Genomic DNA, 18835 nt, shown 5'->3' with positions numbered 1-18835 from the left:
TTGACAAGCCTAGATGCAACACCAAGTGGTCCTCTCCGCAGTCCTTGAAGTGGTATGGACAACGCGACCTGCACTTGGCGAAAGTGTTTCCCGGACGCGCAACAACGCGACCGCCGGCGAATCGGGGCGCATGTTCCGAGGCCGTCCAATGCGGACGCCTCCGGATGCCCTGTCGCGTCGGCGTACGGGTGGGTGTGCGATTCGGACGGGGGGAGGTCCGACCTGCTGCTTCGGGCGGCGGGACCGTTGCCAATGGTGGCACGGGAGTCGGGCTGTTCAGAGGGGGTTCCACAGTGTCCTCATTGTCAACCGAGGTAGCCGCACGTCCCGGGTATTCCCATTCCCTGGCGGATCGGCACCCGCCCCTGGCGGGCACTATTCCGATTAGCGTGACATCTGTCACACTGCCATCGATCAATCCGTTGTCGCTCTACACGGCGCTCGCCGAAAACCGCGCCGCGGACGACATCTACCTCTTCGAGAGCCTGGACGGCCCGGCCCGGGACCGGCACGCCGCAGCGGTGGGCTGGGGACGGCTCGCCGAGTTGCGGATCATCGCCGACCGGTTCGAACTGACCGCCGCCGGTCCGCTCGGCGACGCCCTCGCCGTCGTGGTCACGGCCGTCCTGGGCGAGCCCGTCCGGCGCCGGGGCGACACCCACGGCTGGGCGGTGCCGGGGCCCGCGCAGGTGTGGGCCGCGCTGCGGGCGGTGCAGCGGTCGTTCGCCGTCGAGACCACGGTGTCCGCCGACAGCTTCGCCTTCGGCTTCCTCACCACCCTGGCGTACGAGGCCGCGCGGGACATGGACGAGCTTGCTGTCGACCGGGCGGTCGACGACGTCCCCCGCTGCACGCTCGCACTCTTCCGGCACACCGCCTGGTGGGACCTGCGCTCCGGCACCGTCCAGCAGCTCTCCGCCGCCGGCCCGCACCTGCCGACCGAGCCCGCGCTCGCGGTGGCCGACCTGGTGGCCGGGCTTCCCGAGGACCACCGGGACGTGCCGGTCGCCCCGCCGCCGACCCTCGTGCGGGACAACCTCGACGAGGAGACCTTCGCGGCCCGGGTGAAGCAGTGCCTGCGACACATCGAGGTCGGTGACAGCTACCAGATCCAGATCGGCCACCGGATCGACGTCGAGACCGACCTCACCCCGCTCCAGGTCTACCGGCGGCTGCGCCACCGCAACCCCTCGCCGTACATGTACCTGGTGCCGTGGGCGGGCCGTACCGTCATCGGGGCGAGCCCGGAGTTGTTCCTCCGGATCGACCACGGGCGGGTGTCGATGCGTCCGATCGCCGGCACCGCGGCCCGGGCGGCCGATCCGGAGACCGACCGCCGGCGGGTGGCGGAGCTGCTGGCCAGCGAGAAGGAACGGGCCGAGCACGTCATGCTCGTCGACCTGTGCCGCAACGACATCGGCCGGGTCTGCGAGCCGGGGACGCTCTCGGTCGACGCGATGCTCGACGTCGAACCGTTCGCGTACGTGCACCACCTGGTCTCCACCGTCTCCGGTCGACTCGCCGACGACGCCGACGTGTGGGCGGCCATCTGCGCCGCCTTTCCGGCCGGCACCATGACCGGGGCCCCGAAGCTGCGGGCAATGGAGATCATCGACGGCCTGGAGGACGAGCCCCGGGGCGTCTACGCGGGGGCGCTCGGCCTGGTCGACGTGCGCGGCTTCGCGGTGCTCGCGCTCTGCATCCGCACCGCCGTCCACGATGGTCGCCGATACCGCACGCAGGCCTCCGCCGGGGTGGTCGCCGACTCCACGCCCGCCGCCGAGTGGCGGGAGACGCTGGCCAAGATGAGCGCCACCTACTGGGCCCTGACCGGTGAGGAGCTGCTGCCGTGAAGGTCCTGCTCGTCGACGCGTACGACAGCTTCACCCACATCATCGACCAGTACCTGCGCACCCTCGGCGCCCGTACCGTGGTGGTCCGCTCCCGGTCCCGCACGGATGAGCAGCTCGCCTCGCTGCGGCCGGACGCGGTGGTGCTCGGCCCCGGCCCGGGACACCCCGCCGAGTCCGGGCACGTCGAGCTGGTGCACGCCTTCGCCGGCCGGGTTCCGCTGCTCGGCGTCTGCCTCGGCCACCAGGCGATCGGGTTGGCCTACGGCGGGACGATCGCGGTCGCCCGGCACCTGATGCACGGCAAGACCAGCCTGGTCGATCACGACGGCCGAGGGGTCTTCTCCGGGGCGGTCGCCCCGCTGACCGTCACCCGCTACCACTCGCTCATCGTCGACGACCCGGTGCCGCCCGCCCTGGAGGTCACCGCTCGGGCGTCCGACGACGGGTACGTGATGGGCGTGCGCCACCGCTCCCTCGCCGTGGAGGGGGTCCAGTTCCACCCGGAGAGCGTGATGACCGAGGACGGGCTGCGCCTGTTCGACAACTTCCTGCGCGGCGCCCCGACGGCGCTGCCCGTCGCCGGTTGAGCGGCACACGGGGGATCGGCATGCCTGAGCATTCAGCCCCGGTCGCCGTGGTGACCGGCGGCGCGGGCGGGATCGGCCGTGCCGTCACGGCCGCCCTCGCCGGCGCCGGGCACCGGGTGCTCAGCGTCGACGTCGAACAGTCCGCCGACCCGTCGGCCCACGCCGCGCTGGTCGCCGACGTGGCCGTGCCCGGCCAGGTGGAGGAGCTCTTCGGGCGGATCCACGAGCGGTACGGGCTGCCCGACGTGCTGGTGAACAACGCCGGCGTCTACCACGCCCGGGACTTCCTCGACTACGACCCGACCACGTACGCGCAGGTGCTCGACGTCAACCTGGGCGCCGCGTTCTTCTGCACCCAGGCGTACGCCCGCGCCCTGGTCGCCGCCGGGCGGCCCGGCAGCGTGGTCAACGTCGCCTCGATCAGCGGGCAGTCCGGCAGCCCGGACGCCGCGTACGGCGCCTCGAAGGGCGCGGTCATCGCGCTCACCCGCAGTCTCGGCCGGGCGCTGTCCGGGCGTGGCATCCGGGTCAACGCGGTCGCACCCGGGCTGGTCGACACCCCGATGGCCGCCCGGATCCCGGCCGGCCGGCGCGACGACTACCGGGCCCGGATCCCGCTGGGCCGGTTCGGCGAGCCGGCCGAGATTGCCGCAGCCGTCGCGTGGCTGGCCGGCCGGGACAGCAGCTACATCACCGCCACCGTGCTGGACGTCAACGGCGGCCTGCACTGACCTGCGCCACGGCCCGCCGCGACCGCACCGCGGCGGCCACCCCTGGAGAGGACCCTGACCATGTGGCTTCCGACCACCGGACCGGCGGCCGACTTCGCCGCCGAGTATCTGACCCTGCACCGCGCCTTCTACGCCCGCACCCTCGCCGCCGCCGACCTCGACGCCTGGCGGGAACGGCAGTTGCGGGTGGTGCTCGACCAGGTATCCGTGAACTCGCCGTTCTACGCCCGGCACCTGGCCGGCGTCGACCTGTCCGCGGTCACCCCGCAGACCCTGGACCGGTTGCCGTTCACCACGAAGACGCACCTGCGCGAGGAGATGCTCGACGTGTTGAGCCGGCCGCTGGCCGACGCGGTCTTCTTCTACGAGACGACCGGCACCACCGGCCGCGCCACCCCGTGCCCCCGGGACGGGCGCGAGGTGGTGGCGAGCAACGCCCACGTCACGGAGTCCTGGGCGTCGATCTTCCGGCACCACTTCGGCGACCACGCCCCCCGGATCGGGCTGATGGGGCCGACCGAGGTGCACTCGTTCGGGGACACCCTCGGTGACGTCGCCCGCAACGTCGGCTCGATGAACGCGAAGATCTGGCCGTACTCCCCGGTGATCGGGTTCGCCAAGGCGTTGCAGCTCATGAAGGACCTCGAACTGGAGGTCATCTGCTGCACCCCGGGTGTCGCGCTGATGCTGGCCAAGGCGGCCGAGCACCACGGCTACCGGCTGCGCGAGGACTTCGCCGTCAAGCTGCTCCTCGTCACCGGGGAGATGTGCACCCCGGCGCTGGCCCGCAACCTGGAGACCGTCTGGGGCGCCGACGTCTACAACATCCTGTACGGCTCGCAGGAGGCGTTCGTCATCGCCACCGCCTGCCGTAACAAGCGGATGCACCTCTCCCAGACCAACTACCTCATCGAGGTGGTCGACCCGGAGACGGGCGAGTCGCACGGCCCGCGCGGCAGCGGCGAGCTCACCGTCACCATGCTGATCGACGGGGTGAAGCCGCTGATCCGCTACCGGACCGGCGACGCGGTGATCGTGGACGCGCCCGACTGCGACTGCGAGATGGCCGGCGACCTGGTGCAGCTCGTCGGCCGGACCCTCGACCGGATCGAGCTGGGCGGCCGGCGCTTCACCGCCGGGCAGATCGAGTCCGCCGTGCTCACCGGGGTCACCGGCTCGGCCGGCTACCAGGTGGTCATCGACCACGAGCCGTCCGGCGGCGACCGGTTGACCGTACGCCTGGAACTGCTCAAGGACCTGGTCGACGATCCGGCCGGGGCGGCCGCCGGGGTCCGCGACCGGGCCACCGCGACGCTCGGCATACCGGTCGAGGTGGAGCTGAGCGACGGGCTGGACCCGATCGTGAGCACCGGCGCCTTCGTGAGCTGGAAGGCCGCCCGGATCGTGGACCGGCGGGCCGACGCCGACCACGAGACCCGGGTCGCGCAGCGGATGGCGGGCAACCGTGGCTACACGACCTGACAGCGTCGCCGAGCCCCCCGCCGCCCCGCTGCCCGGACCGCTCACCGAGGCGTACGGGCAGCGGTGGCGGCGGCTGGTGGACCGGTGGGCGGAACGGCCCGGCACGGTGCTGGCCACCCTCGGCCCGCCCGGTACGTCCAGCCACCTCGCCGCCACCTTCCTCGCCGGGCGGCACGGACTGCGGATCGAACTGTCCGACACCTTCGACGCGGTGCTCGCCGCGCTGGTGGAGCGGCGGGTGGACCAGGCCCTGGTGCCGAGCGCGTACCAGGGGCTCACCCGCTTCCACTGGCACCGTGACCTGCGGCTGGAGGCGTACTTCGCGCAGGCCACCCCGGAGTACGGCATCGCGGCCCGGGCGGACCGCGAGCCGTCCGGGCTTGTCGGCGAGGTGACCGTGGCCGCCCTCTGGGAGGTCCGGCGGATCTTCGCCGACCTCGCGCCCGCGCCGTTGGCCGACCGCCCGGTCCGCTGGGTCGACGCCGACTCGACCCAGCACGCCGCCGAGATTCTCGCCGCCGGGGGAGCCGACCTGGCGGTGACCAACGCCCCCGGGGTACGTCGACACGCGCTGCGCTGGGTGGCCAGCCGCCCGGGCGCCGAGATCGTGTGGACCCTCTTCGGCCACCGCTGAGCCCACCGTCGATTCGTCCCGCACCGACCCCGAGAGAACCGGAGCGACCCCCCCGTGTCCCGACGAACGCTGCTGCACCGCGCCACCGTCCAGGAAGGACTGGGCCTGGCCTCCCGCCCGCACCACAGCGTGCTGCTCGACGGCGAGCGCATCGTCGCGGTGCTGCCCGACGCGCAGGCTCCCGTGCACGACCCGGAGGTGGAGGTCCTCGACCTCGACGGCCGGACGGTGATGCCGGGCATGACGCTCGGCCACACCCACATCGCCTACCTGAACGTGCTCGACGGCCGGGAGACCCTGTTCAAGCACACCATCCCCGAGGTGGCCCTGGGCGCCGCCGCCAACGCGGCCGCCATGCTCAAGCTGGGCTACACCGCGTTCGTCGGCGCCGGCTCGGTGGCCGGCATCGACATGGCGCTGCGCCGGGCGATCGACGCCGGGCGGTTGCCCGGCCCGCGGATCACCCCGTGCAGCCGGGACCTGATGGTCTCCGGCCCGCCGGAGCGCCGCAACCCGGCGGTCAAGCAGCGGATCCCCAGCGACCTGATGCGTCTGGCCGACACGCCGGAGGAGCTGGTCGAGTACGTCGACACCGAGGTCGCCCAGGGCGCGGAGATCATCAAGGTCTTCTCCACGGGCGACGACACCTTCCCCAACGGGCGCTCGCACGAGCTGCTCTTCACGGCGGAGGAGCTGGTCGTCGCCGCGCGGGCGGCACACGAGCGGGGGGTCCGGATCCGGGCGCACTCGCGCGGGCTGGCCGGCATCCGCAACGCCATCGCCGCCGGCGTCGACGTCATCGACCACGCCACGTACGCCGACGACGCGGCGCTGGAGGCGATCGCCGAGCGGGGCATCTTCGTGGTGCCGAGCCTGCACCAGCCGCACCGGCTGCTCACCACCGGCACCCGGTACGGCAAGACCCCGGAGTACCTGGAGACGCTGGAGTTCACCGCCGAGGTCGAGAACACCCTGCGGATCCTGCCGCTGATGGTGGAGCTGGGCATCCCGATCGTCGCCGGTGACGACTTCGGCTTCGCCTGGACACCGCACGGCCGGTACGCGGAGGAGTTGGAGACGTACGTGACCATGGCCGGTATCCCCGCACCCGTGGTGCTGACCTGGGCCACCGCCAACGGCGCCCGGCTCGCCGGCCGCGGCGACGACGCCGGCACCGTCCAGCCGGGGCGCCTCGCCGACCTGGTGGTCACCGACGGCGACCCCGCCGAGGACATCACCGTGCTGGGCCGGCCCGAGGCGATCGAGCTGGTGCTGCTCGGCGGTCGGGTCGTCGCCGGAGACGCCGGCCGGTACCGCGCCCCGCAGCCCGTGGCGGTGGCGTGATGCGGCGGGTGGTACCGGTCGTCCCGCTGCTCGCGGTCGGTGCCTTCGCCATCGGCACCGACACCTTCGTGGTGGCCGGGGTGCTTCCCGAGGTGGCCCGGACGCTGCGGGTCAGCGTCGCCTCGGCCGGCTGGGTGAGCACCGTCTTCGCCCTCGCGTACGCCGTCGCCGCGCCGGTGCTCGGTGCGCTGACCGGCCGGCTCGAACGGCGCACCGTGCTGGCGATCTCGCTGGTCGGCTTCACCCTGGGCAACGTCGCCTCGGCGCTCGCCCCCGACCTGCCCCTGCTGCTGCTCGCCCGGGTCCTCACCGCGGTCAGCGCGGCGCTCTACGTTCCCGCCGCCTCCGCCTCGGCCGCCGCGCTCGCCCCGCCCGAGCGCCGGGGCCGGGCGATGGCGGTGGTGCTGGGCGGTCTGTCCGCGGCCACAGTGGTCGGCGTGCCGTTCGGCACCTGGGTCGCCGCGGACCTGCAGTGGCGGGTCACCTTCTGGCTGCTCGCCGCCGTCGGCGCGGCCTGCGCGGTGGCGGTGGCGGTCGGCCTGCCGGCGCTGCGGCTGCCGTCCGGGCCGGGGCTGGCCGTCCGGCTCGCCCCGGTACGCGAGACCCGGGTCGGGCTGGCCGTGCTCACCACCGCGCTCTTCATGACCGGCGGCTACCTGGCGCTGACCTATGTCGGGGCGCTGCTGGCCCCGGCGACCGACGGCGACGGCACGGTGCTGGCGGTGCTGCTGCTGGTCTTCGGCGTACCGGCGGTGGCCGGGACCGTGCTGGGCGGCCGGGCCACCGACCGGTGGGGCGCCCTGCCGGTGCTGCTGGTCGCGGTGGCCGGGTTGGCCGTGGTGCTGGCCACCCTGCCACTGACCCGGCAGGCCCTGGTGCCGGCCGGGCTGGCGATGGCCTTCTGGGGCGTCACCGCGATGGCCACCCAACCGGCCCAGCAGCACCGGCTCTTCGCGATCGCGCCGGGCTCCGGGCCGCTGCTGCTGTCGCTGAACTCGTCGGCCACCTTCGTCGGCATCGCCCTCGGCGGCTTCCTCGGCAACCGGCTGCTCCGGCACGGCGGCGTCGACGCGCTCGACCTGCTCGGACCGGTCGGCGCGGCGCTCTGCGCGCTGGCGCTGGGCACCGCGCTGCTCGGCGCCCGGACCGGAAACCGGCCGGACCGCCCGGTCGGTGCCGCCGGGGAACCGGCCCGACCGGCTCCCGACGGGGCCGCTACCGGCGCATCACCCCGCTGACCGGCCGGAATTGGCCTCACCGGATCCGCCGGGATTGGCCATAACCGGTCAGCCGCCCGCTGCATACGGTCGAGCTGACCGTCCGACGACCCATGAGGAACACGATGACCCAGCTCAGCGAGGGTGCCGACCGGCTCGCCGTCCGCGTCGACGACCGGGTGCTGACCGCCGTACCGGACTACATCCTCGGCCTGATCGCCGTACCGGCGGTGGAGGTCGTGCCGGAGCACCCGGTGGTGGCCGCCATGCTGACCGCCGCCGAGGACGCGCTGCACACCGCAGGCCTGGACAAGGCGGGCGTGGCGGAGCTGCCCGGCATCGCCGCGTGGCGGGAGGCGTACCGGGCGGTGGGGGTGAACCCCAACCGGTTCCCGTGCGCCGCCGAGTCGATCGCCCGACGGGTGGCCAAGGGTGACCGGCTGCCCCGGATCAACTCCCTGGTCGACCTCTGCAACAGCATCTCGCTCGGGTCGGCGCTGCCGGTGGCATCGTGCGCGGTCGCCGGCATCGCCGACCTCGTCGTCCGGCCAGCCGACGGCACCGAGACGTACCTGCCGCTCGGGGCGCCGGACGAGCCGGAGCGCCCCGAGCCGGGCGAGGTCGTCTACGCGGACGCGGACGGGCGGGCGCATTCGCGGCGGTGGAACTGGCGGCAGGGCCACCTGGTCCGTACCGACCTGGGCCGGCACCGGCTGCTGCTCACCGTCGAGGCGGCCCACCCGGGCGGTCGGGCGGACGTCGAGGCCGCGCTGGCCCGGCTCACCGCCGCGCTCGACGAGCTGACCGGTGCGGCGTCGCCGGCCACCGCCCGCCAGCAGTTGGTGCTCGACCGGGCGGCCGCCACGGGCGTCCTGTTCACCGCCCCGGTCGGCGACCCGTCCCCCGGCGAGCTGGGCGGCGTGTCGCTCAGCTCCGCCGGCAGCCCCGGAAGGACCCGTCCGTGAACCGCTCGATCCTGGTCGTCTATCGACCGGCGGCCGGCCGCTACGCCGCCCAGTTCCGCAGCGTGGTCGCCGCGGCGGCCGAGCTGGGCGTCACCGCCGTCGCGTTGATCCCCACCGGCCAGCCGGCCGCCGAGGTCGCCGGACTGCCCTGCTACCGGGCGGACCTCGACGACCCCGAGGCCGTCCGGTCGGTGGTGGCGGAGATCGTCGCCGCGCACCCGGTCGAACGGATCTTCCCGCTCTTCGAGGGGGACGTCCTGACCGCCGCGCGCTGCCGGCGGGACCACGGCATCCCGGGCCTCGACCCGGAGCAGGCGCTGACCTTCCGGGACAAGAACGTGATGCACCGCCGGGCCACCGAGCTGGGTGTGCCGGTCGCCCGCTCGTGCCGCCCCGACACCGTCGGCGCGGTGGCCGAGTTCGCCGCCGAGGTGGGGTACCCGGTGGTGGTCAAGCCGTACGCCGGCTGGGCCTGCGGGGACACCCACCGGGTCGACTCGGCCGAGGACCTGGAGCGGGTGTGGCCGCTGGTCGCCGACGCCCGGCACGACTACCGGGTGGAGGAGTACGTCCGGGGCGTCGAGTATCACGTCGACTCCCTGCTGCGCGACGGCGAGGTGGTCTTCGAGCAGCTCTCCCGGTACACGTACTCGATCCTGGAGTTCCGGGACGAGCCCGGCGGCACGGTCTCCCGCAAGCACGACCTCACCCCGGCCGAGCGCCGCATCCTGGCGGCCAACGGCACCGTGCTGCGCGGCTTCGGCATGCGGACCGGCGTCGCCCACGTGGAGTTCTTCCTCCGCGACGACGGCGAGGTGGTGTTCGGCGAGGCGGCGGCCCGGGCCGGTGGGGGCTCGATCGTCCCCGCCATCCAGGCCGGGCGGGGGATCAACCTGGCGGGCGAGTGGTGCCGCCTGGAACTTGACCCCGGGCACGTGCCGGCCGCCACGCTCGGCCCGGAGATCGGCACCGAGTACCTGGCCTCCGACCGGTACGGCCGGATCACCGCGATCACCACCGCCGAGGAGCTCCGGGCGCTCGACTCGGTGCTCGACGCCGACGTGTGGAAGGGCGTCGGCGACGTGCTCACCCCGCCGAGCGCTTCCAACGATGTCCTCGGCTGGTACGTCTGCGAGGGGCGGGACTTCGACGACGTGCGTGCCCGGTTCAAGACCGTCCGGGACTCCTTCCAGGTCCGCACCGCACCGGTGGACGTCGCGCCGGCCGGGGCCGCCGATCTGGCCGGGACCGACACCCCCGGGAGTGCCGGGCCGGCCTGACCCGGCCGGTCCCGCGTACGCCCCACCACCCTGGAAGGAGGCCGACGCCGTGTGGCTGAACCGCTTCAAGGCCCTGCCGCGTCCGCTGCGGATGCTGGTCCTGGCGTCCTTCATCAACCGCGCGGGGATGTTCGTCTTCCCCCTGCTCGCGGTCTACCTGGTGCAGAGCCGGCACCTGGGTGCCGGTGAGGCCGGGCTGCTCATCTCCGTCGGCAGCACCGGCCTGCTCGTCGGGAGCCTGCTCAGCGGCCCGGTCTGCGGACGGGCCGGCCGGCGGGCCGCGCTGGTGTCCAGCCTGCTGCTCAACGCGGCCGGCTACCTTGGCCTGGCCGTGCTCGACGGGCCACCGTGGACGTACGCGGCCATGCTCTTCGTCGCGCTGGTCGGGATGGGGATGTTCGCCCCGGCGGCGAACACGCTGATCGCCGACCTCGCCGAACCCGACCAGCGGCCGTTCGCGTACACGGTCAGCTACATGGCCAACAACCTCGGCATGGGGGTCGGCCCGCTGCTCGGCGGTCTGGCGGCCGCGTACTCCTACCAGCTGATGTTCGCCGGCGACATCCTGCTCGGCCTGATCGCGGCGGCCACCATCCGGATCTGCGTACCGGCGGACACCCGGCGCGGGGCGGCCGCGCCGACCGCGACCACCCGGCGGGCCGGACTGCTGCGGGACTTCGATGTGGCGGTGCTGGTGCTGGTCTCGTTCTGCTACGTCGCACCGCTGATCGGCCTGGAATACACGCTGCCCCTCGCGGTCACCACCGTGCTGCACTCCTCGGTCGCCGTGGTGGGCGCCGTCTACACGATCAACAGTCTGATCGTGGTGAGCGTCGGCATGCTGATCGAGAAGCGGATCAAGACGTACTCGACCCGGACCCTCCTGATCACGGCCGGTCTGCTCTGGTCGACCGGCATGGCGATCCTGGTGGTCGGCTTCTCCCTGCCCGCCGTGCTGCTCTCCACCGCGGTCTGGACCGTCGGGGAGATCATCGCCTCGGTGGTGGTGCCCACGTACATCGCCGACCACGTGGAGGAGCGGCGGGTCGGCGGCTTCATGGCCCTCAACGGTTTCGTGCTCAGCGCCGCCCGGCTCGTCGTACCGATGGGCCTCGGCTTCGTCTGGCAGGCCCACGGGCACCGTCCCGTCCTCCTGCTCCTCCTGCTGACACCGGTGGTCGGTGTCGTCGCCTTCGCAGCGCTGCGGGTGCGACCCACGGCCCGGCCGCTGCCGGCCGCGGCCGAACCGGCCACCGCCCGTCCCTGATCCGTCCACCCCTCACCGGAAGAGACCGATGACCGCGACGAAGTTCGTCCTGCCCGACAGCGACATCCCGACCACCTGGTACAACGTGGTTCCCGACCTGCCCAAGGGGCTGCCCCCGATGCTCCATCCGGGCACCCGGGAACCGATCACCGAAGCCGACCTCGAACCGCTCTTCGCGGCCGGGCTGATCGCCCAGGAGTTCTCCACCGAGCGGGACGTCGACATCCCCGGGCCGGTGCTCGACATTTACCGGCAGTGGCGGCCGAGCCCGCTGGTCCGGGCCCGCCGGCTGGAGCAGACCCTCGGTACCCCGGCCCGCATCTACTTCAAGTACGAGGGGGTCAGCCCCGCCGGGAGCCACAAGCCGAACACCGCCGTGCCGCAGGCGTACTACAGCAAGCAGGACGGCGTGACCCGGCTGACCACCGAGACCGGCGCCGGGCAGTGGGGCAGCTCGCTGTCGATGGCGTGCGCCTACTTCGACCTCGAGTGCGAGGTCTTCATGGTCCGGGTCAGCTACGACCAGAAGCCGTACCGGCGGGGCCTGATGGAGACGTTCGGCGCGTCGGTCACCGCGAGCCCGAGCACCCGTACCGAGGCCGGCCGGGCGGCGCTCGCCGCCGACCCGGACTCGACCGGCAGCCTGGGCCTGGCCATCTCCGAGGCGGTGGAGGCGGCGCTGCACAGCGGCGGCGCGGCCAAGTACGCCCTCGGCTCGGTGCTCAACCTGGTGCTGATGCACCAGACGATCATCGGCCAGGAGGCGCTGCTCCAGCTCGACATGGCCGACGACTACCCGGACATCGTGGTCGGTGCGGCCGGCGGCGGCTCCAACTTCGCCGGGCTGGCCCTGCCGATCCTGCGCCGGCAGTTCGACGGCGGCCCGACGGTTCGGTTCGTCGCCGTCGAGCCGGCCTCCTGCCCGTCCCTGACCGAGGGCAGCTACGACTACGACTTCGGCGACACCGCCGGCCTCACCCCGCTGACCAAGATGCACACCCTCGGCCACGACTTCCGCCCGCCCGCGATCCACGCCGGCGGGCTGCGCTACCACGGCATGGCGCCGATCGTCAGCGCGCTGCGGGATCTCGACCTGATCGAGGCGCGGGCGGTGCCGCAGACGGCCTGCTTCGACGCCGGCGTGCTCTTCGCCCGCAGCGAGGGCATCGTGCCGGCGCCGGAGTCCACCCACGCCGTCCGGGTGGCGGTGGACGAGGCGCTGCGCTGCCGGGAGACGGGCGAGTCGAAGGCGATCGTCTTCTCGCTCTCCGGGCACGGCCACTTCGACATGCAGGCGTACATCGACTACTTCGCCGGAAAGCTGACGGATTGATCTCGCGGAGGTGGGCGCGGTGCGGCGCCCACCTCCCGAGCACCGGGGGGTGCCATGCACAGCGAAGCAGTGACAATCCTCGCCATCAACGGCTCCGAGCGGGCGGGCGGCAACACCGACCTCGCCGTGGAGCACGCCGGTCGCCTGATCGCGGAGCGGGGCGCGACCCTGCGCACCATCCGCCTGCGCGACCACCGGATCTCGCCGTGCAGCCCGTGCGGCGACTGCAACAGCCGTACGACGCTCTGTCAGGTGGACGACGACGTCCCCGCCCTGGTGGAGCAGATGGTCCGGGCCGACGGGCTGATCTACGCCGCCCCGGTGCACGGGTTCGGCCTGGCCCATCTGATGCAGGTCTTCATCGAGCGGGTCGGCGTCGGTTACCTGCGTTTCACCCGCCCGCTGGCCGACAAGGTCGGCGGCATCATCGTCACCGGACGGCGGTACAGCGACTCCTCGGTGCACAACCAGATCGTGAACAACCTGCTGCTCAACCGGATGATCCTGGTCGGCAGCGGCTTTCCCGTCCTGTTGCGCAACACCACCGGCACGCCCGGTCTCACCGACACCGAGGGTGTCGACGCGCTGGAGCGGATGGTGCACCGGATGCTCGACATGGTGCAGCTGCTCAAGCGGCACCAGCGTGTCGCGGGCGGTCCGGTGCTGCCGGAGCGCGACCGCAACGAGCGCATTCCGCGACCTCGCCGCAGCGAATCCGTCCCGAACAGAGGAGATATCGAAATTGTCCACTGAACAGGTCGCCCCGCCGGTCGGCATCGACTTCCCCGGAGCCGAGTGGGAGAAGTGGAACAAGCCGGGCGCGGAGGGTCGCGTCAAGATCGCGTACGTCGGGGGCCGCCGGCTCCGCCTGCTGGAGCTGCCCCCCGGCTTCGACGAGCACGAGTGGTGCCTGCGCGGCCACACCGGCTACGTCCTGCAGGGCGAGTTCACCATCCACTTCAAGGACCGGTCGGTGCCCTGCCGCCCCGGCATGGGCTTCGTCATCCCCGACGACGAGGAGCACCGGTCGCAGGGCAGCCACGGCGAGCCCACCGTCGTCTTCGTGATCGACGAGGTTCCCCAGCCGTGAGCGACCAGCACCGGGTCGTGGCGCCGGCCGGCTCCGCGCCGGCCGGCGCCGCCACCGACACGGCCCGCTCCGCGCCGGCCGGCGCCGCCACCGACACGGCCCGCTCCGCGCCGGCCGGCGCCGCCACCGACACGGCCCGCTCCGCGCCGGCCGGCGCCGCCGCCGACACGGCCCGGATCGGCGAGCTTCGGGGCAGGATCGACGGGCTCGACCAGCGCATCGTGGAGCTGCTGGCGGAGCGCACCCGGGTGGTCCGGGAGCTGACCGGCCACAAGACGGACGAGGCCGCCGTACGGTCGCCGGACCGGGTCCGCCAGGTCCTCGACCGGGTCCACGACCTGGCCGAACGGCATGGCATGCCGCCGAGGGTCGCGGTCGCCACGTACCGTGCCCTGATCGAGGAGCTCACCCGGATGCAGCTCGACATGATGGACGCCCGGCGTGCCGAGCCGGCGGCGGGGGAGCGATGACCGCCCGCCCGCCGGTCGACCTGCGGCACGCCCTGGCCACCCTCGACCCGCTGCCGGGCGAGCTGGTCCGGGTCAGCGCGGAACTACCCGCCCGGTACGGCGTTTCCGCCCACTACGCCCGCTGGGCCGGGGCGCCCGCGGCGCCGCCCACCGGCCCCGGCCCGGCGGTGCTCTTCGACCGGGTACGGCCCGACCACGGCCCGACCCGGGCCGTGCTGATGGGCCTCTACGGCACCCGTCGGCGGGCCGCCGGCCTGCTCGGCTGCACCCCGGCCGAGCTGCCGCGGCGGCTCCTCGCGGCGGTGGCTGCGCCTCGCCCGCCGGTGCCCGCCACCGATCCGGCCCGCTGGCCGCGCGGCACGCTCCCGCTCGACCTGACCGCGCTGCCGGTGCCGGTCCTCACCGAGGAGGACGCGGGGCCCTACCTGACCCTGGGGGCGGTGCTCGCCACCGACCCGGAAACCGGGGTCCGCAACCTGTCCGTGCACCGGATGTGCGTCCAGGGCCCCGACACGCTGACCATCTGGATGGTCCCCGGACGCGACCTCGAACTCGCCCACCAGGCCGCCCTGCGCCAGGGCCGTCCGCTGCCGGTGGCGATCCACCTCGGGCTCGGCCCGGCGGTGCTGTTGTCGTCCTGCTGCCCGACGTCGCTGGTGCCGCCCAGCGTCGACGAGCTGGCGGTGGCCGGCGCGCTCGCCGGGCAACCGGTGGAGCTGCTGCCGTGCCGGACGGTCGACGCCGAGTTCATCGCGCACGCCGAGTACGTGCTGGAGGGTGAGCTGCTCGCCGAGCGGGCGCCGGAGAGCCGGCACGGCGAGGTGGCCACCCCGGAGTTCCTCGGCTACCAGGGCCGGGCGCACCCGTCGCTGCCGCTGGTCCGGGTCACCGCCGTCACCGCCCGGGAGAGCCCGATCCTCCAGGCGGTCTCCGGCCCCGGGCACGAACAGTCGGTGCTGCTCGGCTTCGGCATGGAGGCCGCGGTGCTGGACCTGCTGAACCGCCGGGGCACCCCGGTACGGGCGGTGAACTGCCACACCGCCGGCGGCGGCCAGCTGATGGTGGTGCTCCAGTGGCCGGCGAAGCGCGATCCCGAGGACGACGCGGCGGTACGCGCGTCCGCCGAGGCGGTGCTGGAGGAGTTCCGGATGGCGAAGCTGGTGCTCTGCGTCGACGAGGACGTCGACGTGGAGTCGGACCAGGACCTGTGGTGGGCGATGGTGACCCGGTTCCAGGCCGACCAGGACCTGCGCGTGCTGCCGGACCGGGAGGGTTTCCCGCTCGATCCGAGCCAGCACACCGGCTACTCCCGGGCGATCTCCGCCGACGGGCGGACCGCGAAGGCCGTCTTCGACTGCACCGTGCCGTACGCGCAGCGGAGTCGGTTCCACCGGCCCCGGTTCACCGAGCCGTCGCTTCCCGTACCGCGGCGGCCAGGAGCGCCACTCCCTCGCTGATCCGGGCGGTGGGCAGCGCCGCGTACCCGATGAGGAAGGTCGGTTCGGTCGGCGGCCCGGTCACGAAGTAGCCCGAGGCCGGGTAGACCCGGACGCCCCGGGCGGCCGCCGCGCGCACTATCTCCGCCTCGTCGGTGTCGGGCGCGCCGCCGAGGGTGACCAGCACGTGCAGCCCGGCCGCCGCGCCGGAGATCCGCACCCCGGCGCCGAAGTGCTCGTAGAGCGCCTCCAACAGTCGGGCGCGGCGTTGCCGGTAGAGGCGGTCCATCCGGCCGATGTGCCGGGCGTACGCGCCGGAGGCGATGAACTCGGCCAGCGCCTCCTGGGGCACTGTCGGGGTCAGCCGGTCGGTGATCCACTTGATCCCGAGGAAGGGCCGGACCAGGTGCGGCGGCAGCACCGTGTACCCGATCCGCAGCGACGGGAAGAGGGTCTTGCTGAAGCTGCCGACGTACGCCACGTCAGCGTCCTGCGGGTCGGCGGCCAGCGCCGGCAGCCGCTCGGCGGCGAAGGTGAACTCGTTGTGGTAGTCGTCCTCCAGCACCGTCGCCCGCTGCTCCCGGGCCCAGCGCAGCAGCGCCCGCCGCCGCCGTTCGGACATGATGAACCCGGTCGGGAACTGGTGCGACGGGGTGACGTAGATCAGGCGTACCCGGGCCGGGTCGTGACCGTGGGCGCGGACCAAGCGCTCGATGTCGTCGACCCGCAACCCCTCCGCGTCGACCGGCACCGGCACCACCGCGGCCCGGGAGTAGCCGAAGATCTGCCGCAGCACGGTGTGGCTCGGATCCTCGATCACCACCACGTCGTCCGGGCCGACCAGCAGCCGGACCAGGATGTCCATCGCCTGGGTGGCGCCGCTGGTGACCAGCGTGTGCTGCCGGGCGGCGTCGAACGCCCGGCTGCGCCGCAGCAGCGCGGTGATCTGGGCGCGCAGCGCCGGGGAACCCTCGGCCGGGCCGTACCCCAGTGCGGCGACGTCGGCCCGGCCGAGCGCCTCGGCCAGCGACTGTCGCCATCGGGTGACCGGGAAGCTGGCCAGCGCCGGGGTGCCGTGCCGGAAGTCGTACGCCCCGCCCGGCTGCTGCATCGGGGCCGGCTCCCACGGCTTCCACAGCGGACTGCCGTCGTCGGTGGGCAACGGCGGCTCGGGGCGTATCGGGGCCCGGGCGGGCCGCCCGGCGGGCGACGCCGGCTCGGGCAGGGTGCCGCCGACCCGCGTGCCGGATCCCCGCCGGGACGTCAGCACCCCGTTGGCCCGCAGCAGCTCGTACGCCCGGGTGACCACCGTGCGGGAGACGCCGAGCTGGTGCGCCAGCTCACGGCTGGGCGGCACCGGGTCGCCGGGGCGCAGCCGACCGGCCCGGACGGACCCGCTGATCTGCTCGCAGAGCTGCTGCTGCAACGGAATCGTGCTGTCGCGGTCAAGCACGATCAGAAGCTGGGACGAACCCACCCGCGCACGCTCCCCCGATCGACGCCGCTCCGAGTCTAGTGCGGTGTCCACTAACGTTCACCGGGTTTCCGATGCACCGTTGTGGATCCTCGCCGTGGGGGCGAGCGACTCCCCACCTGGTGGTGGGGCGGACCTCCGCGGGCCAACTGATCCTCGCGCCGTCATCGCGGGGCGGCGGGGATCACGCCGGGACCGACCGGCACCGGGCAGGTGCCGGCCGGCTCGACGGTGCGTGACCACCTCGGGCAGCGCAACGGCTGCTGGGGTGGTGGGTCCGCCGCCCGGGCTGCGGGTGGCGATGCTGGCGGCCGCGACCAGGTCGCGGTGCCCGGAGAACTGGCAGTGCGGGCAGGACAGGCTCCGCCCGCGCGGTTTCGGCACCCGGCGGTGACAGACAGGGCAGTTGGACGAGGTTCCCCGCTCGTCAACCAACCGGACGGTGATGCCGGCCAGGGTGGCCTTGTCGGTGAGGATCTGCAGGAGCCGGCCGATCTGCCACTGCCGCAGCCGCAGGTTGTGCCGCCGCCCCGCCGCGATGTCCAACACCCCGCGCGGGTCGCCGACATGCAGCACACCCACCCGCCGCCGCACCGCCCAGGACACGACCGTGGCGGCGGCTTCGTGCTGGGCCTGACGGACCCTACGCCGGTGCCGGCCCTCCACCAGGCGGGCGCGGCGTCGGTGCTGGCGCCACCGCCGCGACCCCCGCTGGCCCGGCTTCGGTGCCCTGCGGGCCACGGCGCGGCGGCGGGCCTTGCTGTCGGCGAGGTGCATGCGGTGCTCCGCGCGGATCGCCCGCCCCGACACCAACAGCCCCTCACCAGCGGGGCCGGCCACCGCATACGGGTGAATGATCCCCACATCCACCCCCGCCACCCGGTCCGGGTCCGGCCCTTCACCCGCCGGGTAGGTCGCCACCGGCACCTCGGCGCTCACGTCCAGGAACAGCCGGCCGCCCTCGCACAGCAGGGTGACCGAGCGGACCTGCTCGACCGGGTACGGCACCGCCCGCGCCAGCCTGACCCACAACGGCGACGTGCCCCTGGCCGTGGGAAGGCGGACCCGACGGCCCTGGAGGGTGAAGGTGCCGTGATACCAGCGCACCGGCATCAACGCCCGCCGACGACGCGGAAACCGCACCGACAGGTCCCCGTCCTGGCGGGCTTTCGCCGCCGCGAACCACGCATCGGAGAACCGCCGCAACACCGACCTGGCACCTGTGCTGTCCAACTCGCCGAACGTGCCCGGCCCCGGCCCGGACAACTCCCGATACAACTGCTGATAACCAGCCAGCGGCGCATCCTGACGACGCCGTCGCCACGCGTTGACCTCCAGGACACACGCCCACACGTCACCGGCCGAGCGCAGCAATCCGAAACACCGCCGCCGCTGCCCAGCCGTCACCCGCAGAGCTACACGAGCCGTGCGATACACCACCCGAGGCCCGTTGGGATCCCGACGACGAGGCACAACCACACCCAACCCAACGGGTACGACAAATTCCGGCAGCAGCCAACCCGGCGAACGTTAGTGGACACCGCACTAGTAGTACTTTGTCACGTTTTGGCCAACCGTAGGTGTTGTCTTCGCCGTGACTCGTTGATTCCTGTGTGGACAGCTTTGAGGTGGCACGCCTTCGTGGTGACCTGGCCGATTTCGCTGAGGACGT

At 73.4% G+C, this 18835-nt stretch carries 17 protein-coding genes; 15 read left to right on the top strand and 2 right to left on the bottom strand.

The window, feature by feature from the left end:
- Positions 1–422 precede the first annotated feature (422 nt).
- The 15 genes from KBX37_RS01295 to KBX37_RS01225 all read left to right on the top strand — a co-directional run bounded on the left by KBX37_RS01295 (position 423) and on the right by KBX37_RS01225 (position 15710).
- Positions 423–1853 (top strand): anthranilate synthase component I family protein, encoded by a 1431-nt coding sequence (locus KBX37_RS01295; protein ID WP_247656843.1) that lies wholly within the window; start codon positions 423–425, stop codon positions 1851–1853.
- Positions 1850–2440 carry an aminodeoxychorismate/anthranilate synthase component II gene (locus tag KBX37_RS01290; protein ID WP_210773777.1) on the top strand — a complete coding sequence of 197 codons (591 nt, stop codon included), beginning with the start codon at positions 1850–1852 and terminating at the stop codon, positions 2438–2440. Before KBX37_RS01295 ends, KBX37_RS01290 begins: the two co-directional genes overlap by 4 nt.
- Positions 2441–2460: 20 nt before the next feature.
- Positions 2461–3171, top strand: a complete 711-nt coding sequence (locus KBX37_RS01285) for an SDR family NAD(P)-dependent oxidoreductase (protein WP_210773776.1) — start codon at positions 2461–2463, stop codon at positions 3169–3171.
- A gap of 60 nt (positions 3172–3231) precedes the next feature.
- Positions 3232–4653: a phenylacetate--CoA ligase family protein gene (locus KBX37_RS01280; protein ID WP_210773775.1), complete on the top strand. Its 1422-nt coding sequence runs from the start codon at positions 3232–3234 to the stop codon at positions 4651–4653.
- Positions 4637–5287 (top strand): prephenate dehydratase, encoded by a 651-nt coding sequence (locus KBX37_RS01275; RefSeq protein WP_210773774.1) that lies wholly within the window; start codon positions 4637–4639, stop codon positions 5285–5287. Before KBX37_RS01280 ends, KBX37_RS01275 begins: the two co-directional genes overlap by 17 nt.
- Before the next feature lie 54 nt (positions 5288–5341).
- Complete coding sequence (locus tag KBX37_RS01270; protein WP_210773773.1) at positions 5342–6631, top strand: amidohydrolase family protein; 1290 nt, start codon at positions 5342–5344, stop codon at positions 6629–6631.
- The gene (locus KBX37_RS01265) at positions 6631–7869 is read left to right on the top strand and encodes an MFS transporter (protein WP_210773772.1); all 1239 of its coding nucleotides are present in this window, start codon (positions 6631–6633) and stop codon (positions 7867–7869) included. Before KBX37_RS01270 ends, KBX37_RS01265 begins: the two co-directional genes overlap by 1 nt.
- A gap of 92 nt (positions 7870–7961) precedes the next feature.
- Positions 7962–8813, top strand: coding sequence for a B3/4 domain-containing protein (locus KBX37_RS01260; protein WP_247656842.1), 852 nt, complete (start codon positions 7962–7964; stop codon positions 8811–8813).
- Entirely contained in the window at positions 8810–10093 is a 1284-nt protein-coding gene (locus KBX37_RS01255) for an ATP-grasp domain-containing protein (RefSeq protein WP_307848910.1), read from the top strand. Before KBX37_RS01260 ends, KBX37_RS01255 begins: the two co-directional genes overlap by 4 nt.
- Positions 10094–10142: 49 nt before the next feature.
- Positions 10143–11360, top strand: coding sequence for an MFS transporter (locus tag KBX37_RS01250; RefSeq protein WP_210773771.1), 1218 nt, complete (start codon positions 10143–10145; stop codon positions 11358–11360).
- A gap of 28 nt (positions 11361–11388) precedes the next feature.
- A complete protein-coding gene (locus tag KBX37_RS01245; protein ID WP_210773770.1) occupies positions 11389–12693 on the top strand; it encodes a TrpB-like pyridoxal phosphate-dependent enzyme in 1305 nt (434 codons plus the stop codon).
- Between the two features lie 54 nt (positions 12694–12747).
- A complete protein-coding gene (locus KBX37_RS01240) occupies positions 12748–13446 on the top strand; it encodes a flavodoxin family protein (protein ID WP_088959820.1) in 699 nt (232 codons plus the stop codon).
- Complete coding sequence (locus tag KBX37_RS01235) at positions 13436–13783, top strand: cupin domain-containing protein (protein WP_179802298.1); 348 nt, start codon at positions 13436–13438, stop codon at positions 13781–13783. Before KBX37_RS01240 ends, KBX37_RS01235 begins: the two co-directional genes overlap by 11 nt.
- Complete coding sequence (locus tag KBX37_RS35165) at positions 13780–14253, top strand: chorismate mutase (protein WP_307848909.1); 474 nt, start codon at positions 13780–13782, stop codon at positions 14251–14253. The genes KBX37_RS01235 and KBX37_RS35165 overlap by 4 nt, the downstream gene beginning before the upstream one ends.
- Entirely contained in the window at positions 14250–15710 is a 1461-nt protein-coding gene (locus KBX37_RS01225) for a UbiD family decarboxylase (protein ID WP_210773769.1), read from the top strand. The genes KBX37_RS35165 and KBX37_RS01225 overlap by 4 nt, the downstream gene beginning before the upstream one ends.
- On the opposite strand, the gene KBX37_RS01220 is transcribed toward KBX37_RS01225, so the two are convergent.
- Positions 15655–17142 carry a PLP-dependent aminotransferase family protein gene (locus tag KBX37_RS01220; protein ID WP_307848908.1) on the bottom strand — a complete coding sequence of 496 codons (1488 nt, stop codon included), beginning with the start codon at positions 17140–17142 and terminating at the stop codon, positions 15655–15657. The genes KBX37_RS01225 and KBX37_RS01220 overlap by 56 nt on opposite strands.
- An 81-nt stretch (positions 17143–17223) precedes the next feature.
- Positions 17224–18570 carry a transposase gene (locus KBX37_RS01215; RefSeq protein WP_307848907.1) on the bottom strand — a complete coding sequence of 449 codons (1347 nt, stop codon included), beginning with the start codon at positions 18568–18570 and terminating at the stop codon, positions 17224–17226.
- Between the last annotated feature and the right edge of the window lie 265 nt (positions 18571–18835).

Source organism: Micromonospora sp. U56 (assembly GCF_018070095.1).
GTDB classification, from domain to species: domain Bacteria; phylum Actinomycetota; class Actinomycetes; order Mycobacteriales; family Micromonosporaceae; genus Micromonospora; species Micromonospora purpureochromogenes.
The sequence above is the reverse complement of the archived record's forward strand: the minus strand, read 5'-3'. Positions and strand labels throughout refer to the sequence as shown.

Bases quoted from the DNA above. Each gene is read 5' to 3' on its own strand.
- KBX37_RS01285 (WP_210773776.1), top strand. From the start codon at position 2,461: ATGCCTGAGCATTCAGCCCCGGTCGCCGTGGTGACCGGCGGCGCGGGC.
- KBX37_RS01280 (WP_210773775.1), top strand. From the start codon at position 3,232: ATGTGGCTTCCGACCACCGGACCGGCGGCCGACTTCGCCGCCGAGTAT.
- KBX37_RS01265 (WP_210773772.1), top strand. From the start codon at position 6,631: ATGCGGCGGGTGGTACCGGTCGTCCCGCTGCTCGCGGTCGGTGCCTTC.
- KBX37_RS01260 (WP_247656842.1), top strand. From the start codon at position 7,962: ATGAGGAACACGATGACCCAGCTCAGCGAGGGTGCCGACCGGCTCGCC.
- KBX37_RS01245 (WP_210773770.1), top strand. From the start codon at position 11,389: ATGACCGCGACGAAGTTCGTCCTGCCCGACAGCGACATCCCGACCACC.
- KBX37_RS01240 (WP_088959820.1), top strand. From the start codon at position 12,748: ATGCACAGCGAAGCAGTGACAATCCTCGCCATCAACGGCTCCGAGCGG.
- KBX37_RS01225 (WP_210773769.1), top strand. From the start codon at position 14,250: ATGACCGCCCGCCCGCCGGTCGACCTGCGGCACGCCCTGGCCACCCTC.